Origin of the sequence: Pseudomonas sp. CCNWLW23 (assembly GCF_037095675.1) — a bacterium.
Classification (GTDB): domain Bacteria; phylum Pseudomonadota; class Gammaproteobacteria; order Pseudomonadales; family Pseudomonadaceae; genus Aquipseudomonas; species Aquipseudomonas atacamensis.
On sequence record NZ_JBAWKM010000003.1, the window covers coordinates 323,204 to 339,700 of the forward strand.

Consider the following 16,497-nt stretch of genomic DNA (forward strand, 5'->3'; position numbering starts at 1 on the left):
TTCACAGAATTTCATTGATAACCAAGCAAGCGCTCGGTTAACGTCGGCGAACCCTTCCGTGGAGCTCGCCCATGCCTGCCTTTCAGGAATACTTCGACCCCAGCCATCAATTGGTCCGCGACAGCGTCAGACGTTTCGTCGAACGCGAGATCCTGCCGGACATTAATCAGTGGGAAGAAGCCGAAAGCTTTCCCCGTGAGCTGTACCTCAAGGCCGGTGCGGCGGGCATTCTCGGTATCGGCTATCCCGAGGCGCTCGGCGGCAGCCATGAAGGCGATCTGTTCGCCAAGGTCGCCGCCAGTGAAGAGCTGATGCGCTGTGGGTCTGGTGGCCTGGTGGCGGGCTTGGGTTCGCTGGATATCGGCCTGCCGCCGATCGTCAAATGGGCGCGGCCTGAAGTTCGCGAGCGGGTGGTACCGCTGGTGCTCAGCGGCGAGAAAATCAGCGCGCTGGCAGTCACCGAGCCCGGCGGCGGCTCCGACGTCGCCAACTTGCAAACCCGCGCCGTGCGTGACGGTGACTGCTACCGGGTCAGTGGCAGCAAAACTTTCATCACCAGCGGTGTGCGCGCGGATTTCTACACCGTCGCGGTGCGTACCGGTGCGCCGGGGTTCGGCGGTATCAGTCTGTTGCTGATCGAGAAGGGCACGCCGGGTTTCAGTGTCGGTCGGCAATTGAAGAAAATGGGCTGGTGGGCGTCGGACACCGCTGAATTGTTCTTCGACGATTGCCGCGTGCCTGTAGGAAACCTCATTGGCGGAGAGAACATGGGCTTCGCCTGCATCATGGGCAATTTCCAGAGCGAACGGCTGGCGCTGGCGCTGATGGCCAACATGACTGCGCAATTGGCGCTGGAGGAGAGCCTGAAGTGGGCGCGCGAGCGTGAGGCGTTCGGCAAACCCATCGGCAAATTTCAAGTGATCAAACATCGCCTCGCCGAAATGGCCACGGCGCTGGAAGTGTCGCGCGAGTTCACTTACCGGCAAGCGGCAAAAATGGCGGCGGGGCACAGCGTGATCAAGGAGATTTCCATGGCGAAGAACTTCGCCACCGACACCTCGGACCGCATCACCACCGAAGCCGTGCAGATTCTTGGCGGGCTCGGTTACATGCGTGAAAGCCTGGTGGAGCGGCTGTATCGGGATAACCGCATTCTGTCGATTGGCGGCGGAACGCGGGAAGTGATGAACGAAATCATCAGCAAGCAGATGGGGCTTTAAATCTTGCGGTGTAGCTGCCGGCCCCTTCGCGAGCAGGCTCGCTCCCACAGTTGTAATGCATTGCCCTGTGGGAGCGAGCCTGCTCGCGAAAGCGGCCTGTCAGACGCTGCTTATTTATCGGTCAAAGCAAACTGCGTCAGGCAAAACGTCGGAATACCCATATCCTGCAAGCGCTGCGAGCCTTGCAGCTCTGGCAGATCAATGATGGCCGCCGCTTCATGCACCCGCGCGCCCATGCGGCGAATCAGGTTGGCCGCTGCGATCAGCGTGCCGCCGGTAGCGATCAGGTCATCGAACATCACCACCGAATCGCCTTCACACAGGCTGTCGGCGTGCACTTCCAGAAACGCTTCGCCGTATTCGGTCGCATAACCTTCGGCGAGCACGTCCGCCGGCAGTTTGCCTTGCTTGCGGAACAGCACCAGCGGCTTGTTCAACTGGTAGGCCAGTACAGAACCGATCAGAAAACCACGGGCATCCATGGCGCCGATGTGGGTGAAGTCGGCTTCGACGTAGCGGTGGGCGAAGCTGTCCATCACCAGGCGCAGGGCCGTCGGCGACTGGAACAGCGGGGTGATGTCGCGAAAGATCACGCCCGGTTTCGGAAAGTCGATCACGGGGCGGATCAGGGATTTGATGTCGAAGGAGTCGAAGACCATCGGGGTGTCCTGGCAGGGCTGCAAACGGCGCAGTATACCCGCGGCTGAAACGATTCGCTCAACCGCGGGTCGTGATCAGCCTTCGATCGAGCCGCCGGCTAGCGCACACAGCTGGATCGGGTCGAGGATGTGAATCTCTTTGCCCTCGGCGGCGATCAATTCGTTCTGCTGGAAACGGGTGAACACCCGCGACACGGTTTCCACCGCCAGGCCCAGGTAGTTACCGATCTCATTGCGCGACATGCTCAGACGGAACTGGTTGGCCGAGAAGCCGCGAGCACGGAAACGTGCCGACAGGTTGACCAGAAAAGTAGCGATGCGCTCGTCAGCGGTCTTCTTCGACAGCAGCAACATCATTTGCTGGTCGTCGCGGATCTCGCGGCTCATCACCCGCATCAACTGGCGGCGCAGTTGTGGCAATTGCAGCGCGAGTTCGTCGAGGCGTTCGAAGGGAATTTCGCAGACCGAAGTGGTTTCCAGCGCCTGGGCCGAGACCGGGTGTTTTTCGGTGTCCATGCCCGACAGGCCAACCAGTTCGCTTGGCAGGTGGAAGCCGGTCAGTTGCTCTTCGCCGGCATCGCTCAGGCTGAAGGTCTTCAGCGCGCCGGAGCGGACTGCATAAACGGAATCGAAGGTGTCGCCCTGGCGGAACAGGAACTCGCCCTTCTTCAGCGGGCGGCCGCGTTTAACTATTTCGTCGAACGCATCCATGTCTTCCAGATTCAGAGAAAGTGGCAGGCAGAGCGGGGCCAGGCTGCAATCCTTGCAGTGGGCCTGGTTGTGAGCGCGCAGTTTGACTGGCTCGGACATTTCTTCAATCCTTGTGGGAAAACACACATAAGCCGTAAGGGTAACCCACGGAAGGACATTCAGGCCAGCACGCGGCGGCGTTGTCCTACAGACATAAAGCCGCAGCACCGGCGGCCGATAACCCACTATCAGTACTCATCCAAGGAAGGCCCCGATGACCGCCATTGGCACGCTAAGCAACGGTAGCAGCGGCATTGCTGCTTCGCCGGAGGTAACCGGTCCCGACGCTGCAATCGACCGCGACGACGCCTTGTCGAATGCGGCAACCCCGACCTTGGTCGAGGGCGTCAAAGTGTCGCTGTCCGGCGCGGCCATCGCCAAATCCGCCGCTGTCGGCGGCGAAAACAGTGACATCGACAACAGTGGCTTACCGGAGAACATCCAACAGTTGCTGAAGATGATCCGCAAGATCCAAAAAGAAATCATCGAGAAAAAAGCCCGCATGGCGGCGGTCATGTCAGACAGAACCCTCTCCAACGAGGAAAAGATCAACAAGCTCGCCGCACTGCGGGGCGCCATCGCCGCCCTCAACAGTGGCCTGATCACCGCCAACCTCGCCCTGTCGAAAGTCATGAACCAGTCGGCGCTCAACCCTGACCAGAACCTCAAGGTCGGCTCGTTGCTGACCAAGCCTTAAATCACCCGCGAGAAACGCTGGCGGTTCTGCTGCTCCAGGTACGCATCGAAGACCATGCACACCGAGCGCACCAGCAATCGGCCCGCTGGCAACACCTCGATGCGCTCGCGCTCAAGCCTGATCAGGCCATCCTCGGCCATACCTTGCAACTGCGGCCACAGCGCGCCGAAGTAGCCTTGAAAATCGATGTTGAACTGCTGCTCGATCTCGGCGAACTCGAGTTTGAAATTGCAGATCAGCTGCTGAATCACTGCGCGGCGCAAGCGGTCGTCGGCGTTGCACACCAGACCGCGACTGGTCGCCAGCTGCGCGCTGGCCAGGCTGTTCTGATACGCGTTGAGGTCGCTGCTGTTCTGGCAGTACAGATCGCCGATCTGGCTGATCGCCGACACGCCCAGACCAATCAGGTCGCAATGGCCGTGGGTGGTGTAACCCTGGAAATTGCGTTGCAGGGTGTGTTCTTCCTGGGCAATCGCCAGTTCGTCATCGGGCAGGGCGAAGTGGTCCATGCCGATGTAGCGGTAGCCAGCAGCGGTCAGTTGCTCGATGGTGCGCTGGAGCATTTCCAGCTTGTGCGCCGGGCTCGGCAAGTCGCTGCTGTTGATCCGCCGTTGCGGCATGAAGCGTTCCGGCAGGTGCGCATAGTTGAACACCGACAGGCGATCCGGTTGCAGACTGATCACTTCCTCGACGGTGCGAGCGAAGTTGTCCGGTGTCTGCTTTGGCAGGCCATAAATCAGATCGATGTTGATCGAGCGAAACTGCAAAGTGCGCGCCGCATCGATCACCGCGCGGGTTTCTTCCAGGCTTTGCAGGCGATTGACCGCGCGCTGCACCGCCGGGTCAAGATCCTGCAGGCCAATGCTGACCCGGTTGAAACCCAGTTCGCGCAGCAGGCCCATGGTCGACCAGTCGGCTTCGCGGGGGTCGATTTCGATGCCGTAATCGCCCGAATCATCGTTGAGCAAGTTGAAATGCTTGCGCAGGTGCGCCATCAACTGACGCAACTCGTCGTGGCTGAGAAAGGTCGGTGTGCCGCCACCGAAATGCAGTTGCTCGACGGTTTGCGCCGGGTCGAGGTGGCAGGCAATCAACTGGATTTCCTGCTCAAGCCGTTGCAGATACGGTTGCGCGCGACCGCGATCCTTGGTGATGACCTTGTTGCAAGCGCAGTAGTAGCAAATGTTCGCGCAGAACGGCACATGCACGTACAGCGACAACGGCCGCTGCGCCTTGCGGCTGTCGCGCAGGGCATGGAACAGGTCGAAAGTGCCGACCTGACCGTGAAATTGCACGGCGGTCGGGTACGAGGTGTAGCGTGGCCCCGCCAGATCGTAGCGGCGGATCAGATCAGAGTCCCAACGAATGGCGTCGAGCATGCGGGCATTCCCCCGGATAGGCTGGCAGTGTGGCGAGTCTAGGGGAGGGCGTTACAGGGCATCTTGATTTGCATCAACGGCGAGGATTTGTGTTGTTCGTGCGGGCGTCTTCGCGAGCAGGCTCGCTCCCACATTGGATTTGCAGCGTACTCAAGACCTGTGAAAGCGAACCTGCTCGCGAAGGCCGCGTCACACATTTAATGGCCCATAAGCCAATGCTGATGCGGGCCGGGAAGGGTCCATAAGCCAAACAGAATCACCAGCAAGCCCCCCGCCATGCGCACGCTGCGTTTGCGCAAGATCGCCGTCACCCGTTCAGCCGCCAGCCCGGTGGCGAGCAGCACCGGCCAGGTGCCGAGGCCGAAAGCGAGCATCAGCAACGCACTGTCCAGCGCATTGCCTTGACTCGCGCTCCACAGCAAGGTGCTGTAAACCAGCCCGCACGGCAGCCAGCCCCACAGTGCGCCGAGCAGCAAGGCACGCGGCAGGCTGGAAACCGGCAGCAAGCGATTCGCCACCGGTTGAATGAAACGCCACAAGCCACGCCCGAGCGCTTCGATACGGGTGAGCCCGCTCCACCAACCGGCCAGGTACAAGCCCATGGCAATCAGCAGCAACCCGGCCAGTACGCGCATGAACAGCGCCGCCGGGCTGTTGGCGACTGCCCAGCCGGCGAGGCCGATGAGCAATCCCGCCGTGGCATAACTGAGAATCCGCCCGAGGTTATACGCCAGCAACAGACGAAAGCGCCGGCTGCGCTGTTCCTTGGGAATCGCCAGGGTCAGCGCGCCCATCAGGCCGCCGCACATGCCCAGACAATGGCCGCCACCGAGCAGGCCGAGGATCAGCGCCGAGACCAGCAGGGGCGCCAGTTCAAGCATGGGGCGGCGCCTTGTCGTCCGGTTTGCCGGCGTTGGCTTCGTCCACCGCGGCGGTGTGGTTGGGATCCTGATCGTCAAAAAGGATGCTGTGCGCCGGGCCGTCGAGGTCGTCGTACTGACCGCTGTCCACCGCCCAGAAGAAGATGTACACGGCGATGGCGACGATCAGCAAGGCAGCGGGAATCATCACGTAGAGAGCTGGCATCGGTAACTCCAGGCCCGCGCGGCTCAGGCCGGCAGCGGGCGGGTTTGGGTCGGGCTGCCGGCGGCCGGCGCGCTCGGCAGACGAGTCAGGCGCAGGGCGTTGAGCACCACGGTCAGCGAACTGATCGACATGCCGACCGCCGCCCACACCGGAGTGATCCAGCCGAGGGCGGCGAACGGCAACATGAGGCCATTGTACAGCGCCGCCCACAGCAGGTTTTCGATGATTACCCGGCGCGTGCGCCGCGCCAGTGTGAAGGCTTGTACCAGGGCGTCGAGGCGGTTGGACAGCAACACCGCATCGGCGCTGGTTTTCGCCAGATCGGTGGCCGAGCCCATGGCCACGCTGATATCGGCCGCAGCCAGTACCGGCACGTCGTTGACGCCGTCACCGAGCATCAACACTTTGCGTCCTTCCTTGTGCAGTTGTTGCAGCACTTGCAGCTTGTCATCGGGGCGCAAGCCGCCACGGGCCTCGTCGATGCCCAGTTCGGCGGCGACACTGGCGACCATCGGCGAACTGTCGCCGGACAACAGCAAGGTGCGCCAGCCCCGCGCTTTGCAGGCCGCGAGCAGGGCGGGGGCATCGTCACGCAGGCGATCATCGAGCACCAGCCACGCCAGCGGCCCGTGGGTGTCAGCGAGCAGCAACCATTGTCCGGCTTCATCAGGCATTGACGGCAGTGCCGCGCCGCTCAGGGCGCAGGCAAATTCGGCCTGACCGATGCGCAAGCGTTGCTCACCGACCACGCCTTCCAGGCCCAGCCCCGGTGTGCTGTGCACGTCCTCGGCGGCCAGCGGCGCACGCCCGAAAGCGCGGGCGATCGGGTGTTCCGAGCGGTTTTCCAGCGCAGCGGCAAGGCTCAGGCATTGTTCGCTGTCGAGCGCGGCGAGCGGGCGAATCGAGCGCAGCACCAAGCGACCTTCAGTGAGCGTGCCGGTCTTGTCGAAGATCACTGTGTCGATCTGGTTCAAGCCTTCCAGCACATGGCCGCGTGTCAGCAGCAGGCCGAGTTTGTGCAGGGTGCCGGTGGCGGCGGTGAGGGCGGTCGGCGTCGCCAGCGACAGCGCGCACGGGCAGGTCGCCACCAGCATGGCGAGAACGATCCAGAACGCCCGCGCTGAGTCCAGCTGCCACCACAGCAGGCCGATCACTGCCGCCGCGATCAGCGACAACAGCAAAAACCATTGCGCGGCGCGGTCGGCGATTTCCGCCAGACGCGGTTTCTCCGCCTGAGCACGATCGAGAAGGCGCACGATCGCGGAGAGACGCGTGTCCTGTCCCAGCGCCTGCACTTGCACGGTCAATGCGCCTTCGACGTTGAGCGTGCCCGCAGTGACCGCATCACCGAGCGTGCGCGGCTGTGGCAGGTATTCGCCAGTGAGCAGCGATTCGTCGATGCTCGACTGGCCATCGATGATCTTACCGTCAGCCGGCAGAATCGAGCCCGGCTGCACCAGAATCCGCTCGCCCACGCGCAACTCGCTGAGCAGGATGCGTTCGCTCTGGCCATCGCTATCCAGGCGCAGGCACGAGGCCGGTAACAGGTTGACCAGTTGCGCGGTGGCAGCAGCGGTGCGTTCGCGGGCGCGGCGTTCCAGATAGCGCCCGGCCAAAAGAAACAGGGCGAACATGCCGACCGCATCGAAGTACAGCTCGCCGACCCCGGTGATGGACGTCCAGATCCCGGCGATGTAAGCGCTGCCGATCGCCAGCGACACCGACACGTCCATGGTCAGGTGGCGGGTGCGCAGATCGCGCATCGCGCCTTTGAAGAACGGCGCGCAGCTGTAGAACACGATCGGTGTGGTGAGAAACAGCGCGACCCAGCGCAGGATCGTGTGCAGCTCGGGACTGAGGTCGATGTTGAATTCCGGCCAGGTGGCCATGGTCGCCATCATCGCCTGAAACCACAGCAAACCGGCGACGCCGAGTTGGCGTAGGGCCAGGCGATTCTCACTGGCCAGCTGTTCGCTGGCGCGGTCGGCCTGGTACGGGTGTGCAGCGTAACCAATGTGGCGCAGCTCGGCGAGGATCTGGCTCAGCGGCAATTGTGCGTCGGCCCAGCGTACGTGCAGGCGATGGTTGGACAGGTTCAACCGCGCTTCGGCGACGGCGGGCAGGGTGCGCAGGTGTTTCTCGATCAGCCAGCCGCAAGCGGCGCAACTGATGCCTTCCATCAACAAGGTGGTTTCGGCCAGATCGCCTTCGTGGCGCACGAAGGGTTGCTGCACGTCGGCGCGGTCGTACAGCGCCAGTTCATCCGTCAGTTGCACCGGCAGCGCTTCGGGATTGGCCGACGCTTCGCTGCGATGCTGGTAATAGCTTTCCAGACCACCGGCGACAATGGCTTCGGCCACCGCCTGGCAGCCCGGGCAGCAGAACTCCCGGGCCTGCCCGAGGACGACGGCGGTGAAGCGGCTGCCGGACGGGACGGGCAGGGCGCAGTGGTAGCAGGGGGTTGGGCTGGTCATGGTGCGCGTTCCGATGATCGTTCCCACGCTCCGCGTGGGAATGCCTCCCCGGACGCTCCGCGTCCGCTTCGGCTGGGACGCGGAGCGTCCCTGGCTGCGTTCCCACGCAGAGCGTGGGAACGATCAGAGTAAGGCTTAGTTTTTCAGGTCTTCGGCACCCTGCAATGGCTCATCACCCAGCAGCAGTTCCTTGTCATGGCTGACCAGTTCTTCTTCAAACATGCGCCACACGTGCTCATCCTGGCTGCCAAGCAACTCGACAAACCGTCGCCCTTCAACCTTGTCGCTCAACTGGCCGATGTAGCGCCCGCTCTCGCTGCCACTGCGGGTCAAAACAATCTTGCGATCCTTCTCCGGCTGGGTCGGCGAGATCAGGTTCAGTTCCAGGGTTTGCGGCTGGCTGTCACCGTTCAAGCGCAGATCGACTTCACCGGTCACGTCATCCAGATGCACCGCCGCACGCAGCTTCAGGGTTTGCGCCAGCAGCTCGCGATCCAGTGAACGGTTGATGCCTTTGCCCGCTTCGTAATAGTTGTCGTTGACCAGATTGTCCGGGTTGTTCACCGCGATGGTCACCATGGACAGGGTCAAGGCCACCGAGCAGGCCAGAATCGCGATGATGATCCACGGCCAGAGGTGCTTGTACCAGGGACTTGCGGCGTTTGCAGCGGGCATGTTCAAAATTCTCTCAACGGATTTGTGGGCCGATGAATCGGCTCTTGGCTTCAACGTGGACGCTGTTGTCATCGGCGTCCTTGAGGATGAATTTCACCTCATTGGTACTCGATGGCAGTTGTTCCGGTGCGCTCGACAACTCGACCGGCATGCTGACGATATCGCCGGCAGCAACCTTGATCTCGCGCTTGCCTTGCAGGCGCAGGTCCGGCAGGCCCTCGGCTTGCAGCAGGTAAGTGTGGTCGCGCTGATCCTTGTTCATGATCTTCAGGCTGTAGACGTTTTCGATCCGGCCTTCAGCGTTTTCGCGGTACAGCACGCGGTCCTTGCTGACGTCGAAACCGACCAGTGAGCGCATGAAGAACGCGGCGACCAACAGGCTGATCATCGCCAGCAGCACTACGGCGTAGCCGATCAGGCGCGGTCGCAGTTTATGGGTTTTCTGCCCGGAGAGGTTGTGTTCGGTGGTGTAGCTGATCAGCCCGCGCGGGTAATCCATCTTGTCCATGATGCTGTCGCAGGCATCGATGCACGCAGCGCAGCCGATGCACTCGATCTGCAGGCCATCGCGGATGTCGATGCCGGTCGGGCAGACCTGCACGCACATCGTGCAGTCGATGCAATCGCCCAGCCCCAGCGCCTTGTAGTCGATGCCTTTCTTGCGCGGCCCACGGCTTTCGCCACGGCGCGGGTCGTAGGAAACGATCAGCGTGTCCTTGTCGAACATCACGCTCTGGAAGCGCGCATACGGGCACATGTAGATGCACACCTGCTCACGCAACCAGCCGGCATTGCCGTACGTGGCGAGGGTGAAAAAACCGACCCAGAAATACGACCAGCCATCGGCCTGACCGGTGAAAAATTCGATGACCAGTTCGCGTATCGGCGAGAAGTAGCCGACAAAGGTCATGCCGGTGACAAAACCGATCAGCAGCCACAGCGAATGCTTGGCCAGTTTGCGCAGGAATTTGTTGGCGCTCATCGGCGCCTTGTCGAGCTTGATGCGCTGGTTGCGGTCGCCTTCGGTGACCTTTTCGCACCACATGAAAATCCAGGTCCACACGCTCTGCGGGCAGGTATAACCGCACCAGACGCGCCCGGCGTACACGGTGATGAAGAACAGGCCGAACGCGGCAATGATCAACAGCCCCGAGAGCAGGATGAAATCCTGTGGCCAGAAGGTCGCGCCGAAAATGAAGAACTTGCGCTCCGGCAGGTTCCACCACACCGCCTGGTGACCGCCCCAGTTCAGCCACACCGTGCCGAAATACAGCAGAAACAACGCCGCACCGCCGAGCATCCGCAGATTGCGGAACAAGCCGGTGAAGGCACGGGTGTAGATTTTTTCTCGTGAGGCATAAAGGTCGACGCTGTTGTTCGCGTTCTTGCTCGGCGGCGTGACGTCGTGTACCGGAATCTGATTGCTCATCATTGCATCCCACGGCAGTGGAAAAATGCCTCGGTCGATACGTGCCAACCGAAGTCAAAAAGGGCTGTTGCAGTAGCGTGATGATACGCCTGCCGCTCTGGCTCAAGGGTGCGACCTTTGGTCGCGTTGGGTAAAAAATGCGGATGGTGTAGCGATTGCGCAAAAGCCTGACGCAGATCAATTGACTTGTTGAGTATGGACGGTTTTGCCGAAGCGGCTAGTTCATCTTTTCAATCGCTTGTTCAAGCAACAACCGTCGATGTCGCAAGTTGAACGACAAACCGTCCGTCGTTGCCACTTCGGCTACAAGAGCCACAGATTGAATTGGCTGCCTGTTACAAGTTGTTGGGTCTGAAATATATAAACTTGATTGTTGTTTATGAATGCTTTGAAGTTTTAGCTGTGATCGCATAAGTTTTGCTCTCGCGAAATTCTTTTGCTTATTGATAGTTAACTTAAATGGAATTTAAAAGCATGAATTTGAATAATCTCAAGAGCATCTTTGTGGGTGCCTGGATGTTAGCTTCGGCTATTACCGCTCAGGCCGCTACTGACATGCCGAAACACATGGTGTTTGCTTCGGATACTCAATATCCGTGGACGGACAAGACCGATCGCCGCATACCCGAATCCGATTCCGAATTCAAGGACCGCTCGAAATGGCTGGTGGAAACCCAACTTGCGAGCATTGCCGAATTCAGAAATCAACACGGCTCTCAAGCGCAGGTTCCCTTGATGATCAATGGTGATATAACCGCATTCGGACATGGCTGGCAGCGCTCGTTCATGAAGGATCTGCTGGATAAACATTTCAAGGGCGAATATCTCTACGGGCTTGGTAATCACGACTATGAAAACAATGTCGATGATTGCTTTAGCAATAGCTGCGCGGCAGGAAGTATCGTCGAGTTCAAGGAGCATCATGAGGGTAAGGTCGATAACTTTGATCTGAAGATTACCAGTGGCTTTCTGAGCAAGACCTATTCGGGCAGTCTCGCCTATTCGAAAAATATCGGTGAAGTGCATATGGTTCAGCTCAACAACGAACCGACCTATACCGCCCGGATTGCTCATCCATTGAACCCGACGACGTTCGAAATCAACGATGCTCTGGACTGGCTCGAGACGGATCTCAGGCTGGCGCGAGCGTCGGGCTACGCCATCATCATCAACATGCATAAGCCGTTGAACCACATGGGAACCCAGGCGCAACAGAAACGCTTCTACGACATGGTTAACAAATATCGAGTGACGGCGATTTTTGCCGGCCATTTGCACGAGGACGGAGGTGATGCCTATCAGCAAGGTAACGTGCCCATGTACCTGAGCGGCAGTACCTCTCAGCAAACCTATCTGATTGCCAGTTTCACTGAGGATCGCAAGCAACTCCAGGTGTACCTGGTGAAGAACAACCAATGGCGCAATCGAACGTTGATCGACACCACTGTGGTGCATTCAATCTTCGCCCAACGCCCCTGACAAAAGCCCCGCCGCTGATAGGGCGGGGTCTTCATCAATCAGGTGTTGGCAGCGATCCATGGGTTGATCAGATTGACGCCGCTGTGTTGGAAGTCCGCAATGTTGCGAGTTACCAGCGTAAGCCCGTGTACAAGCGCGGTGGCGGCGATCAAGGCGTCGCATTCATTGCTGCGGTCGGGAACATGCAATCGTGCGCACCGGATGGCGACGCTGGTATCGACCGGCAGGATTCTGCCAGAGAACGCCGGTTTGACGTGATGTTCCAGCCAGTTGCGCAGCAGTTGGCCTTGTGAAGGGTCACGACGTTCGATACGCAGGACGCCCGTTTCCAGTTCCAGCACAGTGATTGCGGATAGATACAGGCTGGCTGGGGAAATGCTGTTTGCCCATTTCACCACATGCCTGTCGGCTTGGTTTTTCCGCAGCTCGGAAACTACATTGGTATCCAGCAGAAACATCAGGAAAGGTCCACGCTGCGAGGAGTGATGACGGCGCGCTCGGGTTCGAATTCGATTTCAAGCGCATCCGGCATCGCCAGTAGCTCAACGATGCTGGTCTGGCAACCCGTCAGTTTCTGGTACTCCTCGATGCTGAGCAACACGTGGGCAGGCCTGCCTCGGTCAGTAATGATCACTGGACCTTGATGCGTGGCTTTTTTGGCTGCACTGGTGTCCTGGTTGAACTCGCGGCTGGAAATAGTGGTGATGGCCATCATGTTTGGCCTCCAGAAATTTTGATGTAGGAACGTTACTACTTTGAGATTTCCCCCGCAATCGGAAAGGCGGGTCGAGGACGATCGGTTTGTCACTTTCATAAGGGCACCGGCGAAAATGCCTCCCGCCAAGACGCGAGGCGCTGGATATAGGGCGTAAATTCGGTGTTTTTTGCTGCCCTTGTCAGAGCAATCTACCGCCGCCGAGGCCGTCGAGTCCGCCACCGTTACCGGGGCTGATAATGGTTTTCTGCGATACCTCGAGTAACGGTTTCACAATTCGTTCGAACCCTGCCCTATGGGTCGAGCCGGGCTGAGGCTGATTTTGCAGTGTGCTTTGGTCGTCTTTCGACATTGGGGCTTCATCCTTGAAGTGGAGCCGATATGGCTTATCGGGGCGAAAAAAAACCTACCGTGCATCTCAGCTCAGGTCCATCGAGCAAGCGTTTCGAATCGTGAATGCCAGCATGAAAAAAGGCCCCGCCAATTCCCATTGGCGGGGCCTTTTTTGCTTCAAGCGTTGGCCTTACTCAGCCTTCGCCTCCGGTGCTTTTTCACCGTGAGACAGGCTGTAAACATACGCCGCCAGCAGGTGCACCTTGTCATTGCCCTGCAGTTGTTCCTGAGCCGGCATCTGGCCCTGACGGCCGTAGCGGATGGTCTGCTGCAGTTGCGCGAAGCTCGAGCCGTAGATGAATGCGCCCGGATGGGTCAGGTCAGGCGCACCCATGGCCGGGGTGCCTTTACCGGCAGGGCCGTGGCAAGCCACGCAGTTGGCGGCGAAGAGTTTCTGGCCGTTGGCCGGGTCGGCCTTGGTGCCTTCCGGCAGTTTGCGCCCGTCGAGATTGGTCACCACGAAGGCCGCTACGTCAGCCACGCCTTGCTCACCGATCACTTCCGCCCACGCCGGCATCACCGCGTGGCGGCCGCCCATGATGGTGGTCTTGATGGTTTCCGGCTCACCGCCCCAGCGCCAGTCGGCGTCGGTCAGATTGGGGAAGCCATAGGCGCCCTTGGCGTCGGAACCGTGGCACACCGAGCAGTTGGACGCGAACAGACGGCCGCCCATCTTCAGTGCTTGCGGATCCTTGGCGACTTCTTCGATCGGCATCGCCGCGAACTTGGCGAAAATCGGACCGAAGCGCGCGTCCGAACGGGCCATTTCCTTTTCCCACTCGTGGACGCCCGTCCAGCCGGTCTGGCCGTTGGCGAACGCGGTCTGCTTCTCGGTATCCAGATAGTTGTAGCCCGGCAGCAGACCTTTCCAGTTGCCCAGACCCGGGTACAGCACCAGATAACCCAGCGCAAAAATGATGGTGCCGACGAACAGCATGAACCACCATTTCGGCAGCGGGTTGTCGTACTCCTCGATCCCGTCGAAGGAGTGGCCGACCGTCTCGTCCGTCTGTTCGCTGCGCTGGCCCTTGCGGGTCGACAGCAGCAGCCAGGTCAGGGCGAAGATCGTACCGAGACTGAGGACTGTGACGTACAGACTCCAGAATGTAGTCATTCTTTGTTACTCCTAGAAGCTTGCTCGACGTGCTTGATGGCTTCGGGATCATCGGCAAAAGGCAGCATGGTCGCGTCGTCGAATTCCGACTTGCGCTTGGGGCTGAACACCCACAAGGCCAGACCGATGAAGGCCACCATCACGACCACGGTGCCCAGGCCTCGAATCATCCCGATATCCATCAGATTCACCGTTTGCTTTTGATGATGGTGCCCAGGCCTTGCAGATAGGCCACCAGCGCGTCCATTTCGGTTTTGCCCTTCACGGCATCCTGTGCACCGGCGATGTCTTCGTCGGTGTAAGGCACGCCGAGGGTGCGCAAGACTTCCATTTTTTTCGCGGTTTCCTTGCCGTCGAGCTTGTTTTCCACGAGGAACGGGTAAGCCGGCATTTTCGACTCGGGGACCACGTTGCGCGGGTTGTACAAGTGCGCACGTTGCCAGTCATCGGAGTAACGACCGCCCACGCGGGCCAGGTCCGGACCGGTACGTTTGGAGCCCCACAGGAACGGGTGGTCCCAGACGCTTTCACCGGCAACCGAATAGTGGCCGTAGCGTTCGGTTTCAGCGCGGAACGGGCGGATCATCTGCGAGTGGCAGCCGACACAACCGTTGGCGATGTACACGTCGCGGCCTTCCAGTTCCAGCGCCGAGCGCGGCTTCATGCCCTCGACCGGCTTGTTGGTGACGTCCTGGAAGAACAGCGGAACGATTTGGGTCAGGCCACCGACGCTGACGGCGATGACCATGAAGAAGGCCAGCAGGCCAATATTCTTCTCGACAGCTTCATGCTTCATCAGTGAGCTCCAACGACGGCAATCTTGGCGGCGGCTTCGGCTTCAACCGGATCCGACGCACGAACGGTGCGGTACACGTTGTAAGCCATCAGCAGCATGCCGCTGGCAAAGAAAGCACCGCCCAGCGCACGGACGATGAAGCCCGGGTGGCTGGCCTGCAGCGCTTCGACGAACGAGTAGGTGAGGGTGCCGTCATCGTTGATTGCACGCCACATCAGGCCCTGGGTGATGCCGTTGACCCACATCGACGCGATGTAGAGCACGGTACCGATGGTCGCAAGCCAGAAGTGCGCATTGATCAGCCCAGTGCTGTGCATCTGCGCCCGGCCGAACAGTTTCGGGATCATGTGGTAGATCGCGCCGATCGAGATCATCGCTACCCAACCGAGGGCGCCGGCGTGTACGTGGCCGATGGTCCAGTCGGTGTAATGCGAGAGCGAGTTGACGGTCTTGATCGCCATCATCGGCCCTTCGAAGGTCGACATGCCGTAGAACGCCAGCGATACCACGAGGAAGCGCAGGATCGGGTCGGTGCGCAACTTATGCCAGGCGCCCGACAAGGTCATCATGCCGTTGATCATGCCGCCCCAGCTTGGCGCCAGGAGGATGATCGACATCGCCATGCCCAGCGATTGTGCCCAGTCCGGCAGGGCGGTGTAGTGCAGGTGGTGCGGGCCGGCCCAGATGTACAGGGTGATCAGCGCCCAGAAGTGAACGATCGACAGACGATAGGAGTAGATCGGACGTTCGGCCTGTTTCGGCACGAAGTAGTACATCATCCCGAGGAAACCGGTGGTCAGGAAGAAACCCACCGCGTTGTGGCCGTACCACCACTGGATCATCGCGTCAGTGGCACCGGAGTAAGCCGAATACGACTTGAACAGGCTGACCGGCAGCGACATGTGGTTGACGATGTGCAGCATCGCGGTGACGACGATGAACGCGCCGTAGAACCAGTTGCCGACATAGATGTGCTTGGTTTTGCGCTTGGTGATGGTGCCGAAGAACACCAGACCGTAAGTGACCCAGACAATCGCCAGCAGAATCGCGATCGGCCATTCCAGTTCGGCGTATTCCTTGGTAGTGGTGTAACCCAGCGGCAAGGTAATGATTGCGCCGACGATGACCGCTTGCCAGCCCCAGAAGGTGAAGGCAGCGAGGCTGTCGGAAATCAGTCGCGTCTGGCAGGTTCGCTGCACGACATAGTAGGAAGTGGCAAACAGTGCACAACCGCCGAAGGCGAAAATCACCAGGTTTGTGTGCAACGGGCGCAAGCGTCCAAAGCTCGTCCACGGCAGACCGAAGTTCAGTTCCGGCCAGACCAGTTGCGAGGCGATGAAGACACCGAGCCCCATGCCAAGGATCCCCCAGACCACCGTCATGATGGCGAACTGGCGGACTACCTTATAGTTATAAGCAGTCGGACTGATTGCTGTGCTCATTCTAAGGTTCCACGGTTTGGGTATTTTTATAGGGATAAAATCGGCCGCAAGTATGTATAAAGCAGGGGGTCATTGCAACGCGCCATGACCTGGGTCAATGCTTTCCAACGCTGATTCTGCGGCCTTTCCATGCGCCGCGTAGGGTCAAAAATGGCCTCTGACAAAATGTCGCAGTGCGCGTAAAAAGCT

17 protein-coding genes are annotated in these 16,497 nt (G+C 59.9%); 3 read left to right on the forward strand and 14 right to left on the reverse strand.

Annotated features, from left to right (window positions below):
* Window positions 1-71: 71 nt before the first annotated feature.
* Window positions 72-1,220 (forward strand): acyl-CoA dehydrogenase family protein, encoded by a 1,149-nt coding sequence (locus tag V8J63_RS06885; protein WP_130902692.1) that lies wholly within the window; start codon window positions 72-74, stop codon window positions 1,218-1,220.
* Between the two features lie 110 nt (window positions 1,221-1,330).
* Here V8J63_RS06885 and V8J63_RS06890 read toward each other — a convergent pair whose 3' ends face one another.
* Window positions 1,331-1,879, reverse strand: coding sequence for an adenine phosphoribosyltransferase (locus V8J63_RS06890; protein WP_024012326.1), 549 nt, complete (start codon window positions 1,877-1,879; stop codon window positions 1,331-1,333).
* Between the two features lie 75 nt (window positions 1,880-1,954).
* Window positions 1,955-2,689, reverse strand: a complete 735-nt coding sequence (gene fnr / locus V8J63_RS06895) for a fumarate/nitrate reduction transcriptional regulator Fnr (protein WP_336463806.1) — start codon at window positions 2,687-2,689, stop codon at window positions 1,955-1,957.
* A gap of 154 nt (window positions 2,690-2,843) precedes the next feature.
* Here fnr and V8J63_RS06900 point away from each other — a divergent pair, with 154 nt between their 5' ends.
* Window positions 2,844-3,326, forward strand: coding sequence for a hypothetical protein (locus tag V8J63_RS06900; RefSeq protein ID WP_336463807.1), 483 nt, complete (start codon window positions 2,844-2,846; stop codon window positions 3,324-3,326).
* Here V8J63_RS06900 and hemN read toward each other — a convergent pair.
* From hemN to ccoG, 6 genes are all read right to left on the reverse strand, one after another.
* On the reverse strand, window positions 3,323-4,705 hold the full coding sequence (gene hemN / locus V8J63_RS06905) for an oxygen-independent coproporphyrinogen III oxidase (protein WP_130911525.1): 1,383 nt from the start codon (window positions 4,703-4,705) through the stop codon (window positions 3,323-3,325). The two genes, V8J63_RS06900 and hemN, sit on opposite strands and share 4 nt — an antisense overlap.
* Window positions 4,706-4,902: 197 nt before the next feature.
* Window positions 4,903-5,586, reverse strand: coding sequence for a sulfite exporter TauE/SafE family protein (locus tag V8J63_RS06910; protein WP_041479091.1), 684 nt, complete (start codon window positions 5,584-5,586; stop codon window positions 4,903-4,905).
* Window positions 5,579-5,791, reverse strand: coding sequence for a cbb3-type cytochrome oxidase assembly protein CcoS (ccoS, locus tag V8J63_RS06915; protein ID WP_039763029.1), 213 nt, complete (start codon window positions 5,789-5,791; stop codon window positions 5,579-5,581). The genes V8J63_RS06910 and ccoS overlap by 8 nt, the downstream gene beginning before the upstream one ends.
* A 23-nt stretch (window positions 5,792-5,814) precedes the next feature.
* The gene (locus V8J63_RS06920) at window positions 5,815-8,265 is read right to left on the reverse strand and encodes a heavy metal translocating P-type ATPase (RefSeq protein WP_336463808.1); all 2,451 of its coding nucleotides are present in this window, start codon (window positions 8,263-8,265) and stop codon (window positions 5,815-5,817) included.
* A gap of 135 nt (window positions 8,266-8,400) precedes the next feature.
* Complete coding sequence (locus V8J63_RS06925; protein WP_041479088.1) at window positions 8,401-8,940, reverse strand: FixH family protein; 540 nt, start codon at window positions 8,938-8,940, stop codon at window positions 8,401-8,403.
* 13 nt (window positions 8,941-8,953) lie between these two features.
* Window positions 8,954-10,369 carry a cytochrome c oxidase accessory protein CcoG gene (gene ccoG, locus V8J63_RS06930; protein WP_041479087.1) on the reverse strand — a complete coding sequence of 472 codons (1,416 nt, stop codon included), beginning with the start codon at window positions 10,367-10,369 and terminating at the stop codon, window positions 8,954-8,956.
* Window positions 10,370-10,843: 474 nt separating this feature from the next.
* Between ccoG and V8J63_RS06935 the strand changes: the two genes are divergently transcribed.
* Window positions 10,844-11,848, forward strand: coding sequence for a metallophosphoesterase family protein (locus V8J63_RS06935; RefSeq protein ID WP_125927762.1), 1,005 nt, complete (start codon window positions 10,844-10,846; stop codon window positions 11,846-11,848).
* A 38-nt stretch (window positions 11,849-11,886) separates the two neighbouring features.
* Here the strand turns inward: V8J63_RS06935 and V8J63_RS06940 are convergent, their stop codons facing one another.
* From V8J63_RS06940 to ccoN, 6 genes are all read right to left on the reverse strand, one after another.
* A complete protein-coding gene (locus V8J63_RS06940) occupies window positions 11,887-12,306 on the reverse strand; it encodes a type II toxin-antitoxin system VapC family toxin (RefSeq protein ID WP_016773874.1) in 420 nt (139 codons plus the stop codon).
* Window positions 12,306-12,560, reverse strand: a complete 255-nt coding sequence (locus V8J63_RS06945; protein ID WP_038861980.1) for a type II toxin-antitoxin system Phd/YefM family antitoxin — start codon at window positions 12,558-12,560, stop codon at window positions 12,306-12,308. The genes V8J63_RS06940 and V8J63_RS06945 overlap by 1 nt, the downstream gene beginning before the upstream one ends.
* Before the next feature lie 526 nt (window positions 12,561-13,086).
* A complete protein-coding gene (ccoP, locus tag V8J63_RS06950) occupies window positions 13,087-14,070 on the reverse strand; it encodes a cytochrome-c oxidase, cbb3-type subunit III (protein ID WP_024012333.1) in 984 nt (327 codons plus the stop codon).
* The gene (locus tag V8J63_RS06955; protein ID WP_016775513.1) at window positions 14,067-14,252 is read right to left on the reverse strand and encodes a CcoQ/FixQ family Cbb3-type cytochrome c oxidase assembly chaperone; all 186 of its coding nucleotides are present in this window, start codon (window positions 14,250-14,252) and stop codon (window positions 14,067-14,069) included. Before V8J63_RS06955 ends, ccoP begins: the two co-directional genes overlap by 4 nt.
* A gap of 5 nt (window positions 14,253-14,257) precedes the next feature.
* Window positions 14,258-14,866, reverse strand: a complete 609-nt coding sequence (ccoO, locus tag V8J63_RS06960) for a cytochrome-c oxidase, cbb3-type subunit II (protein WP_007917161.1) — start codon at window positions 14,864-14,866, stop codon at window positions 14,258-14,260.
* Complete coding sequence (gene ccoN / locus V8J63_RS06965; protein ID WP_024012334.1) at window positions 14,866-16,308, reverse strand: cytochrome-c oxidase, cbb3-type subunit I; 1,443 nt, start codon at window positions 16,306-16,308, stop codon at window positions 14,866-14,868. Before ccoN ends, ccoO begins: the two co-directional genes overlap by 1 nt.
* Window positions 16,309-16,497 lie beyond the last annotated feature (189 nt).